This is a genomic window from Undibacterium sp. Tian12W, assembly GCF_049339405.1.
Taxonomy (GTDB): Bacteria; Pseudomonadota; Gammaproteobacteria; order Burkholderiales; family Burkholderiaceae_D; genus Undibacterium.
On record NZ_JBMPPK010000003.1, the window covers coordinates 343,457 to 364,065 of the forward strand.

Consider the following 20,609-nt stretch of genomic DNA (forward strand, 5'->3'; position numbering starts at 1 on the left):
CTTATTGTTGCTTGATAAGTCAGGTATATTGCATAATATTGTTGTCTTAATCAGGACAATGTCGAAGCAAAAAGAGGATATCCATGCTGAATCCACAACACCTGGCCGTATTTGCCACCATTATCCGTGCTGGCAGCATCAGCAAAGCCGCATTACAGCTGGGCTGTGGCAAGTCCTTGTTATCGCGGCAACTGGCCAAGCTTGAGCAGGATCTGGGCGCACGGCTGATACAGCGCTCCACCCGCAAGCTGACCCTGACCGAGATAGGCGAACAAGTCCTGCACGAGGCTCAGCGCATCGATACCGCTTTAGCCAACATAGAACAAATGGCGGGGCAACACCAGCAAGAAGTCAAAGGGCGCTTACGTGTTACTTGTCCCATTCCGGCGGTGTCAAGGCTGGTGCCAGTCATGATGGAATTCTGCAGGCGCTATCCGCAAATTGATTTTGCCCTGCAAGTCGAGGACCGGCTCGTTGATCTGATTGCCGAACAGATTGATGTTGCCATCCGTGTTTCTCACCTGGAAGACTCCAGCCTGATAGCGCGCAAGCTTGTCGATAGTCAGCGCATACTTTGCGCATCACCTGCCTATCTGGCCAGCGCTGGATATCCTGTTGTGGCAGAGGACCTGGCACAACATGCCTGCCTGTTGTATATCTATGCGGGTCGCGCCAATGATGAATGGACTTTGCTGCAGGATGGCGAGGTGAAAAAGGTCAGAGTGAGCAGCCACTTCCAATCCAATAATGGTCTTGCTCTGGTCGCTGCCGCCTGCTCAGGCGCTGGCATAGTGCTGATCGATAAACTCATCGTCAGCAAGCACTTACAAAGTGGTGAGTTGGTGGCAGTGCTGGACAATTATCAATTGCCCAGCGGCTCACCAGTGTATGCAGTGTATCCAGCGCGTGACTGGCTGGCTTTGAAGACGGCCACTTTCGTGGCCTTTTTGCAGGAAAGATTATTTACCGGCGTCTGATATTGCCAGCGGCTGGCCTTTACCTATATTTTGCTTAAGGAATTTTTCTACCCGACCCCAAAAATCGATATTGTTTTTGAGCAGGAAGAATCCATGGCCTTCTTCTGCGTATTCTACCCATTCGACATTGGGATTTTTTCCCTTGATGGCTTTATAGAATTGAGTACCATGGTCGATGGGAACGCGACGGTCACGCTTGCCATAAGCCATCAACAAGGGACGTGTCAGCTTGTCGGTGTTTTGCAAAGGTGAAGTCACCTTCAACTGGGCTGCATCCTTGACCTGGTCACCAATCAGCACTGGCATGCCGAACCATTTCCATTCGTCTGAAAAATCGCTCCAGTGGATGTCGTACATGAGATTGATATCGGTCACGCCCACCCATTCTATGCCGCAGCGGAAGATGTCGGGGTCTTTGATCAGACCCATCAGGGTTGCATAACCACCATAGCTAGCACCCGCTATGCAGATACGTTTTGGGTCTGCATAACCCTGAGCGGCTGCCCATTTGGCGGCGTCGGCAACATCGTCCTGCATGGCCAGGCCCCATTGCTTGATACCTGCACGGAAGTGTTTTGCACCATAGCCTGTACTGCCGCGATAATCCGGCTCGATCACAACATAACCGCGTGAGGCCAGGAATTGTGCTTGCGGATTCCAGTTCCAGTGATTGCCACGCAAATAGGGGCCACCATGCACCAGTACTACGGCTGGCAGATTTTTGCCCGTGCTGTTTGGAGGCAGGGTCAGGTTGACCGGGATTTGCAGGCCGTCACGCGCTGCATAATTCAGCATCTGTTTTTCTGCCATCTGCTCAGGTTTGATGTCAGGTTTGCTGACACCCAGGCGTACCAATTTTTTTGAGCTGAAGTCAAACAGTTGCCATGTGCCAGGTGCGATATCTGAATGAGAGTAAACCAGGGCGATATTGGTTTTCAGATCTGAAGGGAAATGCAGGGAGTTATGGGTGTCTGGCAAAAGTGCATCAATCTGCTTTTGTTTTTCTGCCATGGACTCGTCGAACCATACGGTCGCAGGTCTGCTCATTTCATAGCGCAAACCCAATACTTTCTTTTGTGGGCCGTTGTAAATCAACTGACCGGTAAAGTCATAGCCTTTCAATGAAATGACAGGTTCTGTTTCGAGCTGATTCTTTTCCAAGTCAAAGCGATACAAGGAACTCAGGTCTTTGCCATTATTGGCGCGTACATATAAATCACCTTCGGGGCTAAAAAACATAGGGGTAATCCTGTCATCCGATGTCCAGCTGGATGTCGCCAGTTTGCGCCAGGCATTTGTCTTCGGGTCTTTATAGTTAATGACAGATTTGTCTTCTTCCGTCGTGACTGCAATGCGTGCAACACCAGCCTTGTCTATCAGCCACGAATTGACCTTGCCAGGACGCGGTATCAATTCGGTATTGCCCGTGATGGTGTTCAGGCGATACAGGTCATAGATGCTGGAGCCTGCTTCCACAGCTTGCGTGACATAGATATCAGGTGAGCTGGAACCATGGGCAATGTCGAGGTAATGGGTGTACCACGGCAATTCATTACCTTCCACCTTGGTACGTACACCGGTGAACTGGTGCGTGACCAGGCGTATGCGCTTGCTACGGTCTTTGTTAACGGCATACAGACCATGACCGAAAAAGCGCTGAGCTTCCTTATATTGCAAGTCAGTCAGGTCATATACTAGCCGCTCATTATTAATCCAGTGAAAGGAGTTTAAGTCCTTGTCTTCATAGTTCGCGATAATCTCAGGGCGCAGTTGGCCCACTTCCAGTACTGCCAAAACCATGCGGTCATTCGCACCTTTCATGATCATGGCGATGTTTTTGCCATCGGGAGAAAGACGCGCATCACGGAACTGGGCTTCTTTGAAAAAGCTGGCGATTGGGATAGGCTCGCTAGCTGCATACGAAGCCGGCATATGAAAGAAAGACATGCTACTGACAATACCAAGGGCGATCTTGCAGGCGAGAGGCTTATAAAAATTGTTCATGCACGCTTTCATTGCTGGAATGGAATTGTGCATTATATACATATAAAAAATGTTAAACATGCTTTAGAGGCAATATTCTTGCCGTAAAAAAAGCCTGCACAGCGCTTGCTGTGCAGGCTTTTTCAAACAGTGCTGATATCAGTTTTTGACTTGTTTGATCACCACACGCAACATGCTGATCAGCTCATCAATTTCTTCCTTCGTTACATTCAGTGCTGGCATGAAGCGCAGCAAGTCTGGGCGGGGAGAATTGATCAGCAAACCAACCGGTTCCATATCACGGGCAGCTTCCACCAGCTTGCCGCCGATATTGTCACCCAGCTTCAGGGCGCGCAGCAAACCGAAGCCACGCTCACCTTGCATGCCAAACTCTGCAGACAGTTGTTCCAGTTGCTGGCTCAGGTATTCGCCTTTTTCCTTGACCGAGGTCAGGAAGCCAGGTTTGTTCAATTCATTGAATACCGCTTTGCCGACGGCAGCCATCAAGGGCGCACCGTTATAAGTGCCGCCCTGGTCGCCGGGCACGAAACAGGCTACTTCTTCACGGCACAGCAGGGCACCCAGTGGTACGCCGCCACCTATGCCCTTGGCCAGGGTCATGATGTCAGGCTCTATATTGGACAATTGATAGCCAAACAATTCACCAGTGCGGCCCATGCCAGTCTGCACTTCATCAACGATGAGCAGCAAGCCATGCTTCTTCGTCAACTCACGCAGGGCCTGCATGAATTCAGGGCTGGCAGGTATCACGCCGCCTTCGCCTTGTACCGGTTCCAGCATGACGCCGACGGTTTTGTCGGTGATCAGTTTTTCTACTGAAGCGATATCGTTCAAATCTGCTTTAGGGAAGCCGCTGACTTGCGGGGCAAAAATAGTGTCCCAGCCTGGTTTGCCGGAGGCCGACATCATCGCCAGGGTACGGCCATGGAAACCATGGTCGAAGGTAATGATTTCAAATGCGCCATTCTTGTTCAACTGACCCCACTTGCGCGCCAGTTTGACTGCGCCCTCATTGGCTTCTGCACCGCTGTTGGTGAAAAACACGCGGTCAAAACAAGAGTTCTTCGTCAGCAGATCAGCAAACTCCACCATCGGGGCATTGTAGAAAGCCGGGGAGGGGTTCAGCAATTTTTTCGATTGCGTTACCAGTGCGTCATGTATCACATCTGGGCAATGACCGAGGCAATTGACCGCCCAGCCTTGCAGATAATCGAGATATCGCTTGCCCTTGTGATCAGTCAAGTACATGCCCTTGCCTTCAACGAACACGAGTTCGGGGCGTGGGGTGATGTACATCAGGGAATTTACGTTGTACTGACTGAATTCCATTTCAAGACTCCTAAGGTCGTTACAGTGGGTGGGGTAGACAAAAAATCAAGGTAAAAAAAAGCCACAGGGCGGAACCTGTGGCTGGATATTCGTGGTGCAGCTTTTTACGCGCACGCTCACTCCTACATCGGCCCAGGCTCGCTCAGCGAGTTGCGACGTCGTGCAATATTTGGTGAGGACATGTCAGTAAAAATTTTCATAAAACGGATAGTAGGACTTTTTTTGCAATGCGTCAAAATAAATTTTGGCACTGACACAAAAAGTTTATTTGTCTCAATTTCCCAGGTCAGCCTCAGAAGTAAACGAGTCCGCATAGAATTCGTCGGCAGGCAACTGGCACTGCGCCGTAAAGTCACGTTTGGCTGAGTCAATAACGACTGGTGCGCCACAGGCATAGACTTGATGTCCTGACAAGTCCGCATGATCCGCTATGACTGCCTGATGTACAAAACCGCTACGGCCCGTCCATGCATCTTCAGGTAAGGCATCAGAAACCACAGGGATGTAGCTAAAGCCAGGTATTTGTTTTTCCCATTCCTTGCACAAGCTATGCATATACAGGTCTGCAGGGCGACGGCCACCCCAGTACAGGCTGACCGGGCGCTTGGATTCCAGGTGGATCAGATGTTCCACCAAAGCCTTGACCGGTGCAAAGCCAGTGCCGGAAGCCAGCAGGATAATTGGTTTTTCACTATCTTCACGCAGGAAGAACGTGCCTTGCGGGCCTTCAAAGCGCAGGATGTCGCGCTCTTTGAGGGTAGTAAATACCTGGTCAGTGAACAGGCCACCTGGCATATGACGTACATGCAGGGTGATATGTTCATCCAGATGCGGGGCATTCGCCATACTGTAGCTGCGGCGTTTGCCATCCCTGAGCAGGAATTCTATGTATTGACCGGCGCGGTATTGCAGGCGCTCATTGGCAGGCAATTGCAGGGCGATGAGCATGACATCGTGCGACAGTTTCTCCAGCTTCGCAATGCGGCTGGGCATTTTCTTGACCGGGTAATCACCATCGGCGACGATTTCGCGCGCTTCTATGGTCAGGTCTGATTGTGGCTTGGCACAGCAAAACAGGGACATGCCCTGGGTTTCTTCCAGCTCGGTCAGGGCACGTTGCTGGTGCGGGCCATGTTGCACAGTTCCACTGGCGATCTTGCCTTTGCAAGAACCACATGCACCATTTTTACAGCCATATGGCAAGATGACGCCTGCGCGCAGCGCTGCCGACAATACGGTTTCATCTTCTTCACAGCTAAATTGACGGCCACTGGGGGTGACGCTTACTTGAAAAGTCATACTATCCTGAACATGAATAAACAGTTTAAACAAATTGGCAAGCCACGCTTGCTTATCATAGGTTGTGGCGACGTGGGCATGCGCCTCTTGCCATTATTGCGCCAGCATTTCCGCATTTTTGCGCTGACCAGTCAGGCTGAGCGCTGCGCAGAACTACGTATTGCCGGCGCTACCCCCTTGCTGGGTAACCTGGACCAGCATGATACCCTGGCCCGCCTCAAAGGTCTGGCAGATCGCGTTGTTCATCTGGCACCACCACCCTCAGAAGGCAAGGCTGACAGACGCACACAAAATTTGACCGCCATTTTACCTGACAAGGGCCGCCTTGTTTATATCAGCACTACTGGTGTGTATGGTGACTGTGCGGGAGCCTCGTTTGATGAGACCCGCAGCGTAAATCCACAAAACGCCCGCGCACTGCGCCGCGTGGCGGCAGAAAACTGCCTGCGAGCCTGGGCCAGGCGCAGTCAATCCTGCCTGTCCATACTGCGCGTACCTGGTATTTATGCGACTGGGCGCCTGCCGCTGGAGCGTTTGCACAAGGGCACACCCGCATTAGCAGAAGCTGACGATGTATATACCAACCACATCCATGCAGATGATCTGGCACAATTGATCAAACTGGCCTTGTTCCGGGCGCTGCCCAACCGTGTTTATCATGCTGTCGATGACAGCGACATGAAGATGGCGGCTTATTTTGACCTGGTCGCTGATGCCTTTGCTTTACCGCGCCCGCCACGCTTGCCGCGTGCCGAACTGGCGCAGCAGGTCAGCCCTGTATTATTGTCTTTCATGTCAGAATCAAGGCGCATGCAAAACCAGCGCATCAAACTGGAGCTGGGTGTGCGCCTGCGCTATGCTTCGGTAGCAGAGGGCGTCGCGGCAGCGGTGGCGACGGTCACTGCGGTCACGAGTGGCAAGGTGATATAGAAGCAGGAGCCAAGGTTTTCTGTACTGGTGAAGCCGATCTGCCCGCCCATTTTTTCTATCATGGTCTTGGTCAGGCTGAGACCCAGGCCGGTTCCTGCGTATTTACGGGCTGCCTTGGCATCTTCCTGGGTGAACTTCTGGAAGATGCTGCTCTTGAATTCTTCTGAAATGCCTATGCCATAGTCTTGTACTTCTATGCGTACCTGATTCTGGTCGTGGTTCAGCGTGACGCGCACATCAATTTGTCCATGCGGCCGCGAAAACTTGATGGCATTCGACAGCAGGTTGGACAAGACCTGTACAAAACGTTGCGAATCTACCCTGACCTGGGCAGCAGTATCTACCGGGGATTCGTACTGTATGCCTATGTCAAAACTTTGCGCATAACCAAGGTTGGACTGCAAGCTGCTGTCTATCAGTTCAGCCAGGGGCAGGGTCTCGAAATGGAATTGCATGCTGCCATATTCGAGTTTTTCAAAGTCCAGCAAATCATTGATGAGTGCAGTCAGGCGCTTGGCATTATCGTTGGCCATGACCAGCATGGACTGTGCTTTTTCCGGTATATCACCGGCAACGCCACCTGCCAGAAGGCCCAGCACGCCACGGATAGAAGTCAGCGGTGTGCGCAACTCGTGTGATACGGCAGAGACAAATTCATTCTTGAGTTTTTCTACCCGTTTTTTCTCCGACAGATCATGCACGATGATGACATACAAGACCTGCATGCCCAGGCGCACACGGGTAATAGCCAGTTCAACTGGCACCTCATGACCATCCTTTTGCCTGGCCAGCAATTCTTTGCGCTCACTTTTTCCCGCCACCTCAAATTGTCTTTCACGATTGGTCGTGTGCAAATGGGTGGTCAGGAATTGCAGCGATTCAGGGTCAGGGAAAAGACTGAACATGTTTCTGCCGCGCAGGCTGCCATGCGTATATTTCAGCAAGACTTCGGCAGAACGGTTGGCTGATTCGATGATGCCATGTTCATTCGTGGTCAAGATGCCTTCTGCGGCGTTATCTAGTATGGTGCGCAGCCTTTCTTCACTGTCGTGCAACTCTGCAGTTCTTTGTGCAACCAGATTTTCTATGCCAAAAGTATGGGCGGTCGCGACCAGCAGGTAAGCACCGAGCAAGCCGGTGAACAACAGGCCACCTATCATGGTGATCCAGGTGATCCAGGCGACATGGGTGCGCCAGTATTCTGATGAAGGTTGTGCCAGTAATGCAAACTGCCTGCCACCAAAATTGATGGTGGACTGGAATAAATAAGTCGGGGTCAGCCCGCTGATTTCATCGATAAATATCCCTTTCTTGCCAGGATAAGAAAGATCATAGAATTTGATGCGCACGCTGCGCATGTCTTCATTCGACAGTATCTCCCGGACGACGTCAGCCATACGTATCATGCTGACAGCTGTCCCGGAAAAAGCTGCTTTCCTCTGTTCCATGGTTTCTTGCGGTTTGCCATTTTCATAGACTGGTGCGAACAGCAGTACATGTAATTGTTCCCTGCCATCGGTCTCGTTTGAAATCAGAGGGTCGGTTACTGTCAGGTGGCCGCTGTCACGGGCGTCCTCTATGGCAATCTTGCGTGCAGTGGTAGAGCCCATGTCATAGCCAAACATCTGATGATTATCAAAGAATGGCTCTATATAACGGATGGGATAGTATTCATCCCTGACGCTGACTTCCACGAGTTGATTAAACTCATTCATCTCCTGTATCTGGTAATTGGCAAAGCCTTCGCGCAATACAGTCACTTCAAAACTCTGGCGCTGCTCAAGATCTACCCTGGGTACCCAGGACAGGAAGGAAATCGCTTTCTGGCTTTGCAGGGTGTGGCTGACAAAAGTGGCAAAGTCACTGCGGCTGACTTGCAGGGAGCTGGCATACAGGCGCTCAATATTGCGCATGATGTCAGCATGCGTATCAAGCTTGTTTTGCAGGTTCTGGCCTATGCGCTCGGCTTTCAGGCGAAATTCAAGTTGCTGTTTTTGTTCTTCGCGGTAACGGGTAAACGCAAATGCGGTAATCACCAGCATCAGGCAGATCAGCAGTGGTACCAGCACGCTCCAGCGCCTGGCATACCAGATTTCGCGTGGCTTGCCATAGATCACCATGATGATGGGGGTAATCGTCAGCACGCCAAAGGTATCGCCTACCCACCAGCCTATCCAGTTATTGAAAAAATCCTGCCAGGGTATGACACCCAGGGCGACCAGCGCAGTAACGCTGATGCTGGCATTGATCAGGCAGGCAACCACGCCGCCATAGATGAAAAACTGAAAAATCGCTCTGTCTGTATCCAGTGCCAGGTTGTCATGCAATTTTTTCAGGACCAGCTTGCAACCGACCAGGGTTTGAAGGCTGGCACCAGCCGCGACGATAGTAGAGGCAATCAGGGCATTGGTATTGATGCTGCCAAAGATATTCAGGTTAATGAGCAAGTTGGCAACGAATGCGCCAACTGCCACCCCAGGCATGAGACGGTAGCCGCCGGTAAGCACCATGCCCAGCGCAACACCGGCAGAAGGGTAGATCGCGATGGAGTAGCCCGGCGGTATGGCCAGCATGAGAGAAAGACGTCCAAGTGCCGCATACAAGATGGCAAGCACCAGCATTTGCCATAGTAGTTGTCGCGTATCACTTTCCGGTGTCGAACGCATCCCTGCCTTCCCAGAAGACTAAGCTAGATCAGAGATGAAGTGACTTTCAGAACCTCATCTGCCGTGGTAACACCTTCGATGATCTTATATGCGCCTGCAATGCGCAAGGGTTTCATGTCGTCCTTGATACTTTGTGCACGCAGGGCATGGATATCGGCACTTTCTGTAATCAGTTTGCTGAAGGGCAGGGTGACTGTCAGCAACTCATATAAACCGGTACGTCCCATGAAGCCGGTCTGGCGACATTCAGGGCAACCAACAGGCTTATAAATTTTCTCGGGTTTGCTAATACCCCAGCCTTCGGTCAGGGTATCCCAGACTGCATCCTGCAATTCACCTTCTGGTGATTTGCAGTGTATACATAGCGTTCTGACCAGGCGTTGGGCCAGGATGCCGATAATGGTTGCTTCCAATAAATAATAGGGGACACCCAGTTCCAGCAGACGCATGATGGCAGACGGTGCATCGTTGGTATGCAGGGTAGATAAAACCAAATGACCTGTCAGTGCGGCTTGTATGGCCATCTCGGCAGTCGGCAAATCGCGTATCTCACCAACCATGATGATGTCAGGATCCTGACGCATGAGGGCGCGTATGCCGTCAGCAAAACTCAGGTCGATGGCAGACTGCACCTGCATCTGGTTGAACGAGCCCTCTACCATCTCGATAGGATCTTCGACAGTACAGACATTCACGTCCGGTGTCGCCAGCGCTTTAAGGGTGGTATATAGGGTAGTGGTTTTACCGGAACCGGTAGGTCCTGTGACCAGGATAATGCCGTGCGGTTTGCTGGTCAGATGATCCCAGCGTTTTGCATCATTGATGGGGAAACCGAGTTCGGGCAGGGTCTTGACCACGACTTCCGGATCAAAAATACGCATGACCATTTTTTCGCCGAACACCGTAGGCAGGGTGGACAGACGTAATTCCACCTCCTGGCCTTCGCTGGTGCGAGTCTTGATACGGCCATCCTGAGGACGACGCTTTTCGATGACATCCATGCGGCCCAGCAATTTGATACGGGCTGTCATGGCGATCATGATGGTTGCGGGCACCTGATACACTTGGTGCAAGACACCATCGATACGGAAACGGATGACAGAAATATCGCGCTTGGGTTCCAGATGGATATCTGAAGCACGCTGATCAAAGGCAAATTGCCACAACCAGTCAACGATATTGACGATGTGCTGGTCATTTGCATCAACCTGTTTATTGGTCTTGCCTATCTCTATCAGTTGTTCAAAGTTCTGGCGCAGATTGGCGTCATTCTTGTTTGACTTGCGCGCGTCCTTGATGGATTTTGCCAGCGAAAAAAACTGGACGATATATTGTGAAATTTCCAGCGGGTTCGCCACCACCAGGCGAATTTCCTTGCGGCTGAATTTCAGTATTTCATCTTGCCATTCGGTATTGAATGGTTCAGATGTTGCGACCACAATGACATTGGCCGTAGATTCCACAGGCAAAATGTTGAAGCGGGTCGCATAAGAGGCCGACATGACATCTGATACGCTGGTGAAGTCAATCTTCAAGGGGTCAATGCGATAAAAAGGTAAATTTACCTTGGCCGCAGCCCATTCCGTCAGCCAGTCCAGCGTCAGCAAAATATGTGGTGAAATGGCCGAATGCAATCTGGCCTGCGCCACCGCAGTCAGGGGATGCATGCTAGCCGGGCCGTTTTTCAACAAACCCTGGGTTGCGTGAAACTGGGTCTTGGCTTCTTCCTTGGGGATGACGCCATCAGCCATCAGCCAGGTAAAAATTTGTTGCAGGTTCAGGCTGCGGTGTGCGGGTTTATTCATACTGTTTAACCGTTTCCATCAAATTATTTTGATATTATTTGGGATCGCAGGCTGCCTTGAGTCCATTGACCCAGGATTTTGCAGGCAATTTGCTACTGGCTTTGATCTGTTCCGCTTTGTCGTACAGCTCTGGGAAATTCAATTCGGGCTTGCGCTTGAACGCCAGGGCAACGACATTGCCATCGTGCACTTCTGGCAGGCATAGCACAGTGTCAAAGGCAAAGCGCATGGCTTTGAGGTTGCGTGCATAGCTGGGGTGGTCGCCAAACAGGTTGACCGTCAAGATGCCATCGTCCTTCAGGCAATTTGCACAGGCCTGATAAAACTCAGCGCTGTCGAGTACAGGGCCACGGGCAGTGGCATCGTATAAATCGACTTGCATGGCATCGATATGGCCATGATTATTTTCATCATTGACAAAGTCCATGGCGTCCATTTCCAGTACTTGCAGACGCTCGTCATTGGCCGGCAATTTGAACATGCTCTCGCAGATGGCAATGACGGAGGGGTTTAGTTCTACAGCCCTTACTGTCGCTTCTTCAAACTGGCGATAGCAAAATTTGGTCAATGCACCTGTACCCAGGCCCAATTGCACCAGATTTTGTGGAGCGTCGATAAACAGCATCCAGGCCATCATCTGTTGCGCATATTCGAGTTCTATGGCGTCAGGCTTACGCAGGCGCATCGCACCCTGCACCCATTCGGTACCGAAATGCAGGAAACGTACCCCATCCATTTCAGACAGGGTGACAGGAGCAAATTTGGGTTTGCGGTTGGCCTTCTTCGGAGCAGCGGCTGTGGGGCCAGAGCGGTGATTGGCCTCGGCTTCTATGGATTTTCGTTTGATCAGCATCCGCTTATTTTAACCTTCATAGTGTTTATCGAAAGCAAATTTACATTTTCCATACAAGTTGTAATCAATTCTGACGGAAAAAACCATAAGAGAAATTGCTTTTACGCAATTATACGTGCATGCGACCACCTGCTAGCTCTGTTGCGGAAATTGTATTGTCAGCCGGGCCCATAATGAGCTGCCTGAGTTAAAATCGCATGTTGCTCAAATTGACACATATCTTTTCACTTGTCCGATAGCTTTTACTTATTTATTTTTCCGCTTCTCACATGAAATATAAAAAACCAGCCCTTGCTGCCTTCATTTTTGTCGCCTTGCTCGGCCTGTCCGCTTTTTTTCTGTTTGGCCGTGAACCAGTCGATCCAGCCAAACCACAGGTGTTCAATGCAGACACTGCCATGTTGGCGATTTTTGGCACATATAACGAAAAACAACACGGGGTATTACTCCCTGAAAAAAATACAGCATCCTGGGATATAGGGCAGGCAGACACCCTGGCCACGGCCCTGCTGGCAGATACCTATACTGAGGCCGGTAAAAAGAAGGCAGTACTGGTCGTGCAGCGCCAGCAAGTTCTTGGCGGTGTGGTAGAAGAAAGCCATGCCACCGCGCCGGTCGTTTCTGTGTATGTTTTTGCCTATAACGGCAAACAATGGCTGTTCGAAAAAGGCAAGAAAGAAGTTGCTGCCTATGGAGCAAATGGCATGGCACCGATGGCCAGCCTGATTCGCCTGGGCCAGGATAAATTTGGCCTCTTGTTCGAAGGCGGAGACATGCATCAGGGCTATACCAATGACTATGCCTTCATCGTGTCTTTGAGCGACGTCAAACCCGTCATCGCGCTGGAATTGAACATGGGTGAGAGTAATAATGGCGCCTGCACCGACGATGTGGAAGAGCAGGGACCGCTGATGCAGGCATGTTGGGAAAACACCGGTAAACTCAGTTTCTTGCAGAATGCCACTGATGAATACTATACCGTCAAGCTGAGCACCACAGGCAATAAACCGGAGGGAGACAAGCCGCCATCAGCAGCCAGGCAGCAGGATACTTATTTTGTGCATACAGCCACTACCTACAAGGCCAGTAAGGACCAGCGCTTGAAAAAAGCCAGCCCGGTTGCTGAAGAGCTGGTCAAAAATGCCGGTGAAATGAAAAAGCAGAAGCCCCCTGTCGCCGTTGATGCCAGCAAACCAGGAGTTTAGTTCACTAAAGTTTGTTGCATATTTTGATGTGGTATCGCTTTTCAGTTAGTCAGAAGCTGGTCAGAAGCTTGCAAGCCGGCTTGCCAGTCGCTCAATTTGTCAGCAAAACTGCGCGTTGCGTGGGCGGGTGAGGACGATGGCAGTATCAGCGTCTGATAGCCACGCTGCTGGAAGTAAGTCGCCATTTTGCCTGCAGTCTGGCCATTGAAGCAAAGCTTGCGCAAATGCGGATGTGTTGCTTGCAAGCTGCTGAAGTCATTGAGTTTGCCCTCGCGTATGGCCGAATCCAGGCTGCCTTCCCGCACGCAGGAATGAAATACATCCCATAAACCTATGCCATGCGCCAGCAAGCCTTGCAGGCGCTGTTCATAATCAAGACCGGTCAGATCGATTCCCAGTGAGGCTGAGACCAGTCGCCAGAACTGGTTTTGCCTGTAAGCATAATATTGCGTTGCCGTGAGTGAGGCTGCACCAGGGAAGCTGCCCAGTATCAGGGTATGCGTGTACTCGTTTATTACAGGAGGAAAGCCTTGCAGAACAGGTGTTTGCACAGGGACTTGCGTAGGCGTGCCTGACGTGCTCAAGACATCCGGGGCATTTAAGCTATCTGAGGCATTTGAGGCATGTGACTTTGGTGCTTTCATAAAACTGATATCTGGGCAGATTGGTCAATTGCAAGCGCACAGTGCTTGCGGTCCTTGTGCGGCAGCAGCGATCCGGCGACCGCAGTAGTGGATAAACTTTGTGACAAATTTCATGATAACTGATGACAAAGCTGTCTGGCTGTTTACGTCTTGCTGGGCTATTCTTGAAGCATGACAAAAGCTTCAATTTGATTTGCAGTAGAATGGGACAGGAGGTGGAGTGATGAAATTGATGATAAGTGCAATATTGCTGGCAGGCGCGATGCTGACACAGGTGCAGGCTCAGGCTGGCGAAGTGAAAGTGACCTGGCAAGAGCCTGAGAAATTTACAGATATTCGCCCAGGCAATGAATCCAAATCAGGCTTCCAGGAACGCATGATCAAGGACTTTGACCAGATATTTGCCGACCTCGCAAAAAAACTGCCTGATGCTTACCAATGGGATGTGACCGTCACTGACCTTGATCTGGCTGGTGATGTACGCCCTTTTTACCGTAATACCGTTGGTGACATACGGGTCATCAAGGATTTGTACTGGCCACGCATGACTTTGACTTTTGACTTGAAAGACGAAAAAGGTAAAAGCATTGCTGCGGGTACAGAAAATATCAAGGACATGAACTTCCTCATGCGCTCTGGCCTGGCGACTGGCAATTCCAGCTTCCGCTATGAAGAACAGATGTTGCGAGACTGGTTTGCCAAGCAGCAGCGTGACAAGATTTTCCCATCGCGCTGAAGTTGTTCACATCACATAAAAAAACGGACTCAATATTGAGTCCGTTTTTCATTATGCAGAGCTATAAGCGAAATTATTTACTCAATAGCATCTCATTAAGACGTTTCACAAAACCGCTAGGGTCAGTGAGGTGACCGCCTTCTGCCAGCAAAGCCTGATCAAACAACAGGTGTGCCCAGTCGTCGAACTTGGCTACTTCATACTTGAGTTTCTGTACCAAAGGATGGTCAGGATTGACTTCCAGTATAGGCTTGGATTCTGGTGCACTTTGACCAGCAGCCTTTAGCATGCGCGCCAGGTTGCCGGACAAATCATGCTCATCCGCTACCAGACAGGCTGGTGAGTCAGTCAGGCGGAAAGTCACGCGTACATCCTTGGCTTTGTCAGCCAGGGCTGTCTTCATTTTTTCGACCAGGTCTTTGAACTCGGTCTGGGTTTCTTCGTGCTGTTTCTTCTCTGCTTCATCTTCCAGTTGACCCAGATCCAGGCCGCCTTTGGCGACGGATGCCAGTTCCTTGCCTTCAAAATCAGTCAGATAGGACAACATCCACTCATCGACACGGTCAGTCAGCAACAGAACTTCAACACCTTTTTTGCGGAAGATTTCCAGGTGTGGGCTGTTCTTGGCCGTTGCATAGCTCTCTGCCGTGACATAGTAAATCTTGTCTTGGCCTTCTTTGGCACGGCTCAGGTAATCGGCCAGTGAGACATTTTGTACATCGCTGTCATTATGGGTAGAGGCAAAGCGCAAGAGTTTGGCGATACGGTCTTTGTTGGCGCTGTCTTCGCCCACGCCTTCTTTTAACACCTGGCCAAATTCACCCCAGAATGTGGTGTACTTGTCTTTCTTCGCTTGTGCATCGTCGCCGTCTGCATCTGCCAGGTCTTCCAGCATGCCCAGTACGCGCTTGGTAGAACCTTCGCGTATCGCCTTGATGTCGCGGCTTTCTTGCAGGATTTCGCGTGAGACGTTCAAAGGCAGGTCATTCGAATCGATGACACCTTTGACGAAGCGCAGATAGACTGGCATCAGTTGTTCAGCGTCATCCATGATGAAGACACGTTTGACGTACAGCTTGATACCGCCACGTTTATTGCGGTCCCACATGTCAAATGGTGCACGTGCCGGGATGTACAGCAATTGTGTATATTCGCTGCGACCTTCAACACGGTTATGCGTGTGAGTCAGTGGCGCGCTGTAGTCATGGGACACATGTTTGTAAAACTCATCATATTGCTCAGGCGTGATTTCAGACTTGCTGCGCGCCCACAAGGCACTGGCCTGGTTGATGGTTTCCAGCTCGTCTTTCAAGACCTGTTCTTTTTTCTCTTCATCCCATTCTTCTTTCTGCATCTTGATAGGCAGGGAGATATGGTCAGAATAAGTGCGGATGACGGATTTGAGCTTCCACGCAGACAGGAACTCGTCTTCGCCTTCACGCAGGTGCAGGGTGATGCTGGTGCCGCGGCCTTCCTTGACGATGTCCTCGACGCTAAAGTCGCCTGCACCTTCGGATTCCCAGCGCACGGCCTGGTCTGCAGGCAGACCGGCGCGGCGGGTTTCTACGGTGATACGGTCAGCAACGATAAAGCCGGAATAAAAACCAACGCCAAACTGGCCTATCATGGCTGCGTCTTTTTGCTGGTCGCCAGACAATTTGCCAAAGAATTCCTTGGTGCCGGATTTGGCAATTGTACCCAGATGCTCAATCGCATCAGCCTTGCTCATCCCTATGCCATTGTCTGCGATGGTTATGGTGCGGGCTTCTTTGTTGAAGCTGACCTGGATTTGCAGATCAGGGTCGTGTTCAAACAGGCTGGCGTCATTGATGCCTTCAAAGCGCAGTTTGTCGGATGCATCAGACGCATTCGAGATCAGCTCGCGCAAAAAGATTTCCTTGTTTGAATACAAGGAATGGATCATCAACTGCAACAATTGTTTGACTTCGGCCTGAAAGCCCAAGGTTTGCTTTTCTGACATGGTTTCCCTCAAAGATTTCTTTGGTTTTAAGTAATATTGGCAATGACTTGCCTGCTGCTGTTTTTTTAACATTGTTTGCAGCATTGCTTGAGCAGGGAAGGTGAGGCCGCTTTGACATATTTCAAGATGATTGTTTAAAAAGCATGCCAGCAGGCGCCAGCGGGCATGAATATTTGTAGTTTTTACAAAATTTCACTAGACTTCACTGCAGTAGTGTCTGTTGCAGTGTCTGTTTCTCTGATCTTTTCATGGACATGGGGTCGCCGTAATGTTGCTTAAAGTAGCGTGTTTGCTATCTTTCATTTTCTTTTGCGGGTATGTCCCTGCCTTGCGGGCTGCCAACCTCTATCTGACTGAGGTCGCTCCTTTTGCTTTCATCAAAGATGCCAAGGGTACTTATGACGGCATCAATGTGCGCATAGTCAATGAATTGCGCAGAAGATCCGGCGTTGCGCTGGAGCTTGTAGTGGTGCCCAGCTCCCGCCATGTGGTGATGTTCCCCGCAGATAAAGAGGCTTACAGTATTTCCCAGGCAGAGAATTTCAGTGACCAGGACGGTATTCTCTTGAGCGAGGTTACCCAGTTTCCGATTATGGTGATTGCGCCGCGCGGCGCCGTGCTGAAAAATTATGATGACCTGATTGCCCTGTCCATGGAAAAAGGCATAGGCATGATGCGCAGGCTCAGTTATGGCACGTTTGGCCAGGACGAGCGCGTCAGGAAGGTAGAAATCAATACCCTGGAAAATGGCATACGCATGCTGGAGGCGGGGCGCATCTCGGGTATTGTTGGCAGCCAGCCAGCTATCCTGGCGGCGGCAGAAAAAAGTGCTACGCCACATTTGCTGGGCCCTGGCCTGATTATTTCATATGGTTCACATGTCATGCGTGTGCGGCCAGAGTTCGCTGCGAGTGCGAATTCAAAAATCATTAATGCCACTTTACTGGCCATGAAAAATGATGGCAGCATCGCGCGCATACTCGATGATTTTTTAAAAGACCCAAAGGCTGGATTGTCGGCCGCAAAATAATTCCTGCTGTCCCCTGATTTCGGGTTTTTATCACAAGCCTGTATTGCCTGAGTCCTGCCCTCTTTAAAATCCATCCTGTTGTTCAATTCTGCTGGTCCTGCTAATCCTGCTTGCCGTGCGCGGCAGCTCACTGTCTCGCTAAAATTCTGCCATCATATGTCCAAGTTCGCCTTAAAAAATAAATTTCTATCGCCTGGCTTTGTGCGCCAGGCATGCATGAAAACCAGCATAGCTGGTATCGGAGCCTCGCTACTTATGTGTAGCACTGCATTGCGGGCTGCTGACGTAGTCAAAACCGAGAACAAAGTTGAAACCACGAAGAATGCAGATACGATACAAACCGTAGAAGTGGCCGGGCCCGGAGCAACAGCGCAAAGAAAGAATGATACTGCCGCAAAAATTATCGTCAATGCCGCTGAGCTGATGCAATATGGTGATACGCAATTGTCTGCGGTATTAAAACGCCAGCCTGGCATTTCTGTTGTCGGCAATGAATTGCGCATGCGTGGCCTGGGCGCAGGCTATACGCAGATATTATTGAATGGCGATCCGGTGGCACCGGGATTTTCCCTCGACAGCATTGATCCCGCACTGATAGAACGTGTGGAAATTCTGCGCACAACAACGGCAGAATTTAGCGCACAGGCAGTGGCGGGTACCATTAATATCATTCTCAAAAAGGGTGCAGGCAGTGCCAGAAAAGAATTGAAGCTTGCAATCGCCCATAGTGAAAATAACTGGAACCCCACGCTATCTCTGGAAGTGGCCGACAAGCATGCAGGTTTTTCTTACTCTGTCACTGGCACTTTATCAAAAACCGGTTATGAAAATGCCCCCGCAGTCACCGAGAGCATAGTGAGCCCTGACGGCAAATCCAGGGTACTGAGATCAATACAGCAAAAAAATCTGGCTGACTTTTGGCGTCTGGCGCTGACACCCCGTCTGAACTGGAGCCTGGACAATGGCGACACACTGAGCTGGCAGAGTCTGATTGATTTTTACCGCAACGTGAACTGGGGGCATGACCATGAAACAGCGGCACCGGAAGATGCCAGCCAATACCCTGATAATAATTATCGTGCCTCGTCACATACAGGTTTGTTACGCTCAGACCTGAGCTGGGCGCACAGGATAGATGCAGACAGCAAACTGAATGCGAAGCTGGGCCTGAACTACAACAAGCGCGAGACTGACTATAATTTCTATGGCTATCCTTTGGAGCAAGATCAGGCTTTTAACCGCCATGTCGTGTCGAACGCCATAGACAGCAGTGTCAGCAGCAGCGGCAAATACCTGAGTCGCTTTCGTGATGACCATAGTCTTGCACTCGGTTGGGATCTCACACAAACACAGCGCAGTGAAGCCCGTGCCCAGTATGACCGGCAGCCATATGCGGCCGTGATAGACACACTGTTTGAAGATTACAAGGCCAATGTCCGCCGCGTGGCCGTGTTTGCCCAGGATGAATGGGATGTAACGAACCGCCTGCAAGCTTATCTGGGCATGCGCTGGGAGGGGCTGAATACGGAAACGACGGGCAGGCTGATGTCATCTGTGCAAACCCGGTCCAGCGTATGGAGCCCGGTCATGCAATTATTATGGAAATTGCCTGAGCAGGAGAAGGACCAGTTGCGCTTCGCTTTGTCCCGTACGTACAAAGCTCCCACCACGCGTAGCCTGGTACCCCGTCGTTACACAGCAAACAATGATAATGGCCCGAACAACCCGGACTTCCAGGGCAACCCGCAACTCTTGCCAGAGCTGGCCTGGGGTGCTGACCTGGCGTATGAATCTTATTTTGCTAAAAACAGCATGTTCAGCCTGTCCGCCTACGTCAAGCGGGTACAGGATGTGACGGTGCAAAACCTGTATGAAAAAAATGGTGTATGGATTACGACACCTTTTAATAACGGTAAGGCCAGAGTGATGGGGTTGGAATTTGATGCCAAATTCAGCCTGCAGGATTTTCTACCTGCCGCAATACCAGTAGAAGTACGCCTGAATGCCGCGCGCAACTGGTCAAGGCTGAATGCAATACCAGGGCCTGATAATCGCCTGACCGATCAGGTGCCATTGACAGCCAATCTGGGCATGGATTACAAGCGCAGTGAGCAGCAATCATTTGGCTTTAATTTCAATCTGCAGACAGGTGGCAATGTGCAGGTCACGCCTGGTCTGCGCAACTATACGGGCGTCAGTCGTATTCTTGATGTGTATGGATTATGGAAGTTGGAAAAAAAGACGCAACTGCGCCTGTCTGTCAGCAATCTCTTGCATCAGGATATGCTGCAGTCTTCGCAATTCAGTGATCAGGAAGGGCGCAAATCACGTAGCTCAATAACACCGGGTAGTACCACGATACGCCTGCAGTTTGAAAAGAGTTTATAAAAAAAATGGGAGAAAAAATCTCCCATTTTTTGGTCGCTATTAACTCACTATCTGCTCACTATATTCGCGTTATTTGCTTATTATTTCGCACCCACACCCTTGAATTTTTCCGGGTCAAAATCAGCGATGTCGATTTTGCCAAAATGTTTGGGTGGTGTATAAATCTTTTCCTTGGCTTTTTCCGGGTCACTTGTATGGAAGGATGATTCAGACACTTTCACCAATTGCCAGGAGTCGTCCTTGCGCGAATAATTGAATTGATATTCATTCGCCCAGCGCCAGGCACTGCCGCCATAGTGGGATACGGTGAAACTTTTCTTGCTGGCTGTCAGATCAGCAAATGGATCACCCATCATGCCGCCACAAGTTGAGCACAGCACGATTTTTTCATTGGTCTTGACCAGTTTTAATTTGCCGTCGGCCTGGCGTATGGCGATATGCAGGGGACGTTGTCCTTGCTCCATATCTTCATCTGCAGCGTTTTTCTTTTGTTTTTCGAGGATGAAGACGTAATCAGCCTTGTCATCGCCATTCAGGTCAGCACTGACAAAGGCCAGCAATTTGGTATTGGCTGTGATGAAAGGTCGTAAATCTGCGGGTACATCTTTGCCTTCAATATAAGTGCCTGCATGACCAAGCGCTGGCAATAGCGTTATGCTGGCGATGAGAGCTGCTTTTTTCAGAAAGCTCATTCTTTGCATGGGGTATTCCTGTCGATCTAAAAAAACAGGGGAAACAATCGTTTCCCCTGAGTTATTTCAA

Annotated in this window: 15 protein-coding genes; 6 read left to right on the plus strand and 9 right to left on the minus strand. The window is 50.4% G+C overall.

Going from position 1 to position 20,609, the window contains the following annotated elements:
• Positions 1-83: 83 nt before the first annotated feature.
• The gene (locus ACO0LI_RS05500; RefSeq protein WP_422953166.1) at positions 84-977 is read left to right on the plus strand and encodes a LysR family transcriptional regulator; all 894 of its coding nucleotides are present in this window, start codon (positions 84-86) and stop codon (positions 975-977) included.
• Here the strand turns inward: ACO0LI_RS05500 and ACO0LI_RS05505 are convergent.
• The 3 genes from ACO0LI_RS05505 to ACO0LI_RS05515 all read right to left on the minus strand — a co-directional run bounded on the left by ACO0LI_RS05505 (position 960) and on the right by ACO0LI_RS05515 (position 5,609).
• On the minus strand, positions 960-2,981 hold the full coding sequence (locus ACO0LI_RS05505; protein ID WP_423031469.1) for an alpha/beta fold hydrolase: 2,022 nt from the start codon (positions 2,979-2,981) through the stop codon (positions 960-962). The genes ACO0LI_RS05500 and ACO0LI_RS05505 overlap by 18 nt on opposite strands.
• Before the next feature lie 138 nt (positions 2,982-3,119).
• Positions 3,120-4,310: an acetylornithine transaminase gene (locus ACO0LI_RS05510; protein WP_422954269.1), complete on the minus strand. Its 1,191-nt coding sequence runs from the start codon at positions 4,308-4,310 to the stop codon at positions 3,120-3,122.
• 273 nt (positions 4,311-4,583) lie between these two features.
• On the minus strand, positions 4,584-5,609 hold the full coding sequence (locus tag ACO0LI_RS05515) for a CDP-6-deoxy-delta-3,4-glucoseen reductase (protein ID WP_423031471.1): 1,026 nt from the start codon (positions 5,607-5,609) through the stop codon (positions 4,584-4,586).
• A 12-nt stretch (positions 5,610-5,621) separates the two neighbouring features.
• On the opposite strand from ACO0LI_RS05515, the gene ACO0LI_RS05520 reads away from it, so the two are divergent.
• The gene (locus ACO0LI_RS05520; RefSeq protein WP_423031473.1) at positions 5,622-6,539 is read left to right on the plus strand and encodes an SDR family oxidoreductase; all 918 of its coding nucleotides are present in this window, start codon (positions 5,622-5,624) and stop codon (positions 6,537-6,539) included.
• Here the strand turns inward: ACO0LI_RS05520 and ACO0LI_RS05525 are convergent.
• The 3 genes from ACO0LI_RS05525 to ACO0LI_RS05535 are packed head-to-tail and all read right to left on the minus strand — an operon-like array spanning position 6,464 to position 11,863.
• A complete protein-coding gene (locus tag ACO0LI_RS05525) occupies positions 6,464-9,205 on the minus strand; it encodes a CHASE domain-containing protein (RefSeq protein ID WP_423031475.1) in 2,742 nt (913 codons plus the stop codon). The two genes, ACO0LI_RS05520 and ACO0LI_RS05525, sit on opposite strands and share 76 nt — an antisense overlap.
• Before the next feature lie 23 nt (positions 9,206-9,228).
• Entirely contained in the window at positions 9,229-11,010 is a 1,782-nt protein-coding gene (locus tag ACO0LI_RS05530; protein ID WP_422954265.1) for a GspE/PulE family protein, read from the minus strand.
• A gap of 34 nt (positions 11,011-11,044) precedes the next feature.
• Entirely contained in the window at positions 11,045-11,863 is an 819-nt protein-coding gene (locus ACO0LI_RS05535; protein ID WP_423031477.1) for a spermidine synthase, read from the minus strand.
• A 269-nt stretch (positions 11,864-12,132) separates the two neighbouring features.
• On the opposite strand from ACO0LI_RS05535, the gene ACO0LI_RS05540 reads away from it, so the two are divergent.
• Positions 12,133-13,068 carry a hypothetical protein gene (locus tag ACO0LI_RS05540; RefSeq protein WP_423031479.1) on the plus strand — a complete coding sequence of 312 codons (936 nt, stop codon included), beginning with the start codon at positions 12,133-12,135 and terminating at the stop codon, positions 13,066-13,068.
• 41 nt (positions 13,069-13,109) lie between these two features.
• Here the strand turns inward: ACO0LI_RS05540 and ACO0LI_RS05545 are convergent, their stop codons facing one another.
• Positions 13,110-13,712, minus strand: a complete 603-nt coding sequence (locus tag ACO0LI_RS05545; RefSeq protein ID WP_423031481.1) for a DNA-deoxyinosine glycosylase — start codon at positions 13,710-13,712, stop codon at positions 13,110-13,112.
• 223 nt (positions 13,713-13,935) lie between these two features.
• Between ACO0LI_RS05545 and ACO0LI_RS05550 the strand changes: the two genes are divergently transcribed.
• Positions 13,936-14,448 carry a DUF3016 domain-containing protein gene (locus ACO0LI_RS05550; RefSeq protein ID WP_423031483.1) on the plus strand — a complete coding sequence of 171 codons (513 nt, stop codon included), beginning with the start codon at positions 13,936-13,938 and terminating at the stop codon, positions 14,446-14,448.
• 73 nt (positions 14,449-14,521) lie between these two features.
• Here ACO0LI_RS05550 and htpG read toward each other — a convergent pair whose 3' ends face one another.
• A complete protein-coding gene (htpG, locus tag ACO0LI_RS05555) occupies positions 14,522-16,429 on the minus strand; it encodes a molecular chaperone HtpG (RefSeq protein WP_423031485.1) in 1,908 nt (635 codons plus the stop codon).
• A 289-nt stretch (positions 16,430-16,718) separates the two neighbouring features.
• Between htpG and ACO0LI_RS05560 the strand changes: the two genes are divergently transcribed.
• Together ACO0LI_RS05560 and ACO0LI_RS05565 are read left to right on the plus strand one after the other, a co-directional pair.
• Positions 16,719-17,459, plus strand: coding sequence for a transporter substrate-binding domain-containing protein (locus ACO0LI_RS05560; protein WP_423031487.1), 741 nt, complete (start codon positions 16,719-16,721; stop codon positions 17,457-17,459).
• A gap of 216 nt (positions 17,460-17,675) precedes the next feature.
• Entirely contained in the window at positions 17,676-19,847 is a 2,172-nt protein-coding gene (locus ACO0LI_RS05565; protein ID WP_423031489.1) for a TonB-dependent receptor plug domain-containing protein, read from the plus strand.
• Between the two features lie 80 nt (positions 19,848-19,927).
• On the opposite strand, the gene ACO0LI_RS05570 is transcribed toward ACO0LI_RS05565, so the two are convergent.
• A complete protein-coding gene (locus ACO0LI_RS05570) occupies positions 19,928-20,548 on the minus strand; it encodes a hypothetical protein (protein ID WP_423031491.1) in 621 nt (206 codons plus the stop codon).
• Positions 20,549-20,609 lie beyond the last annotated feature (61 nt).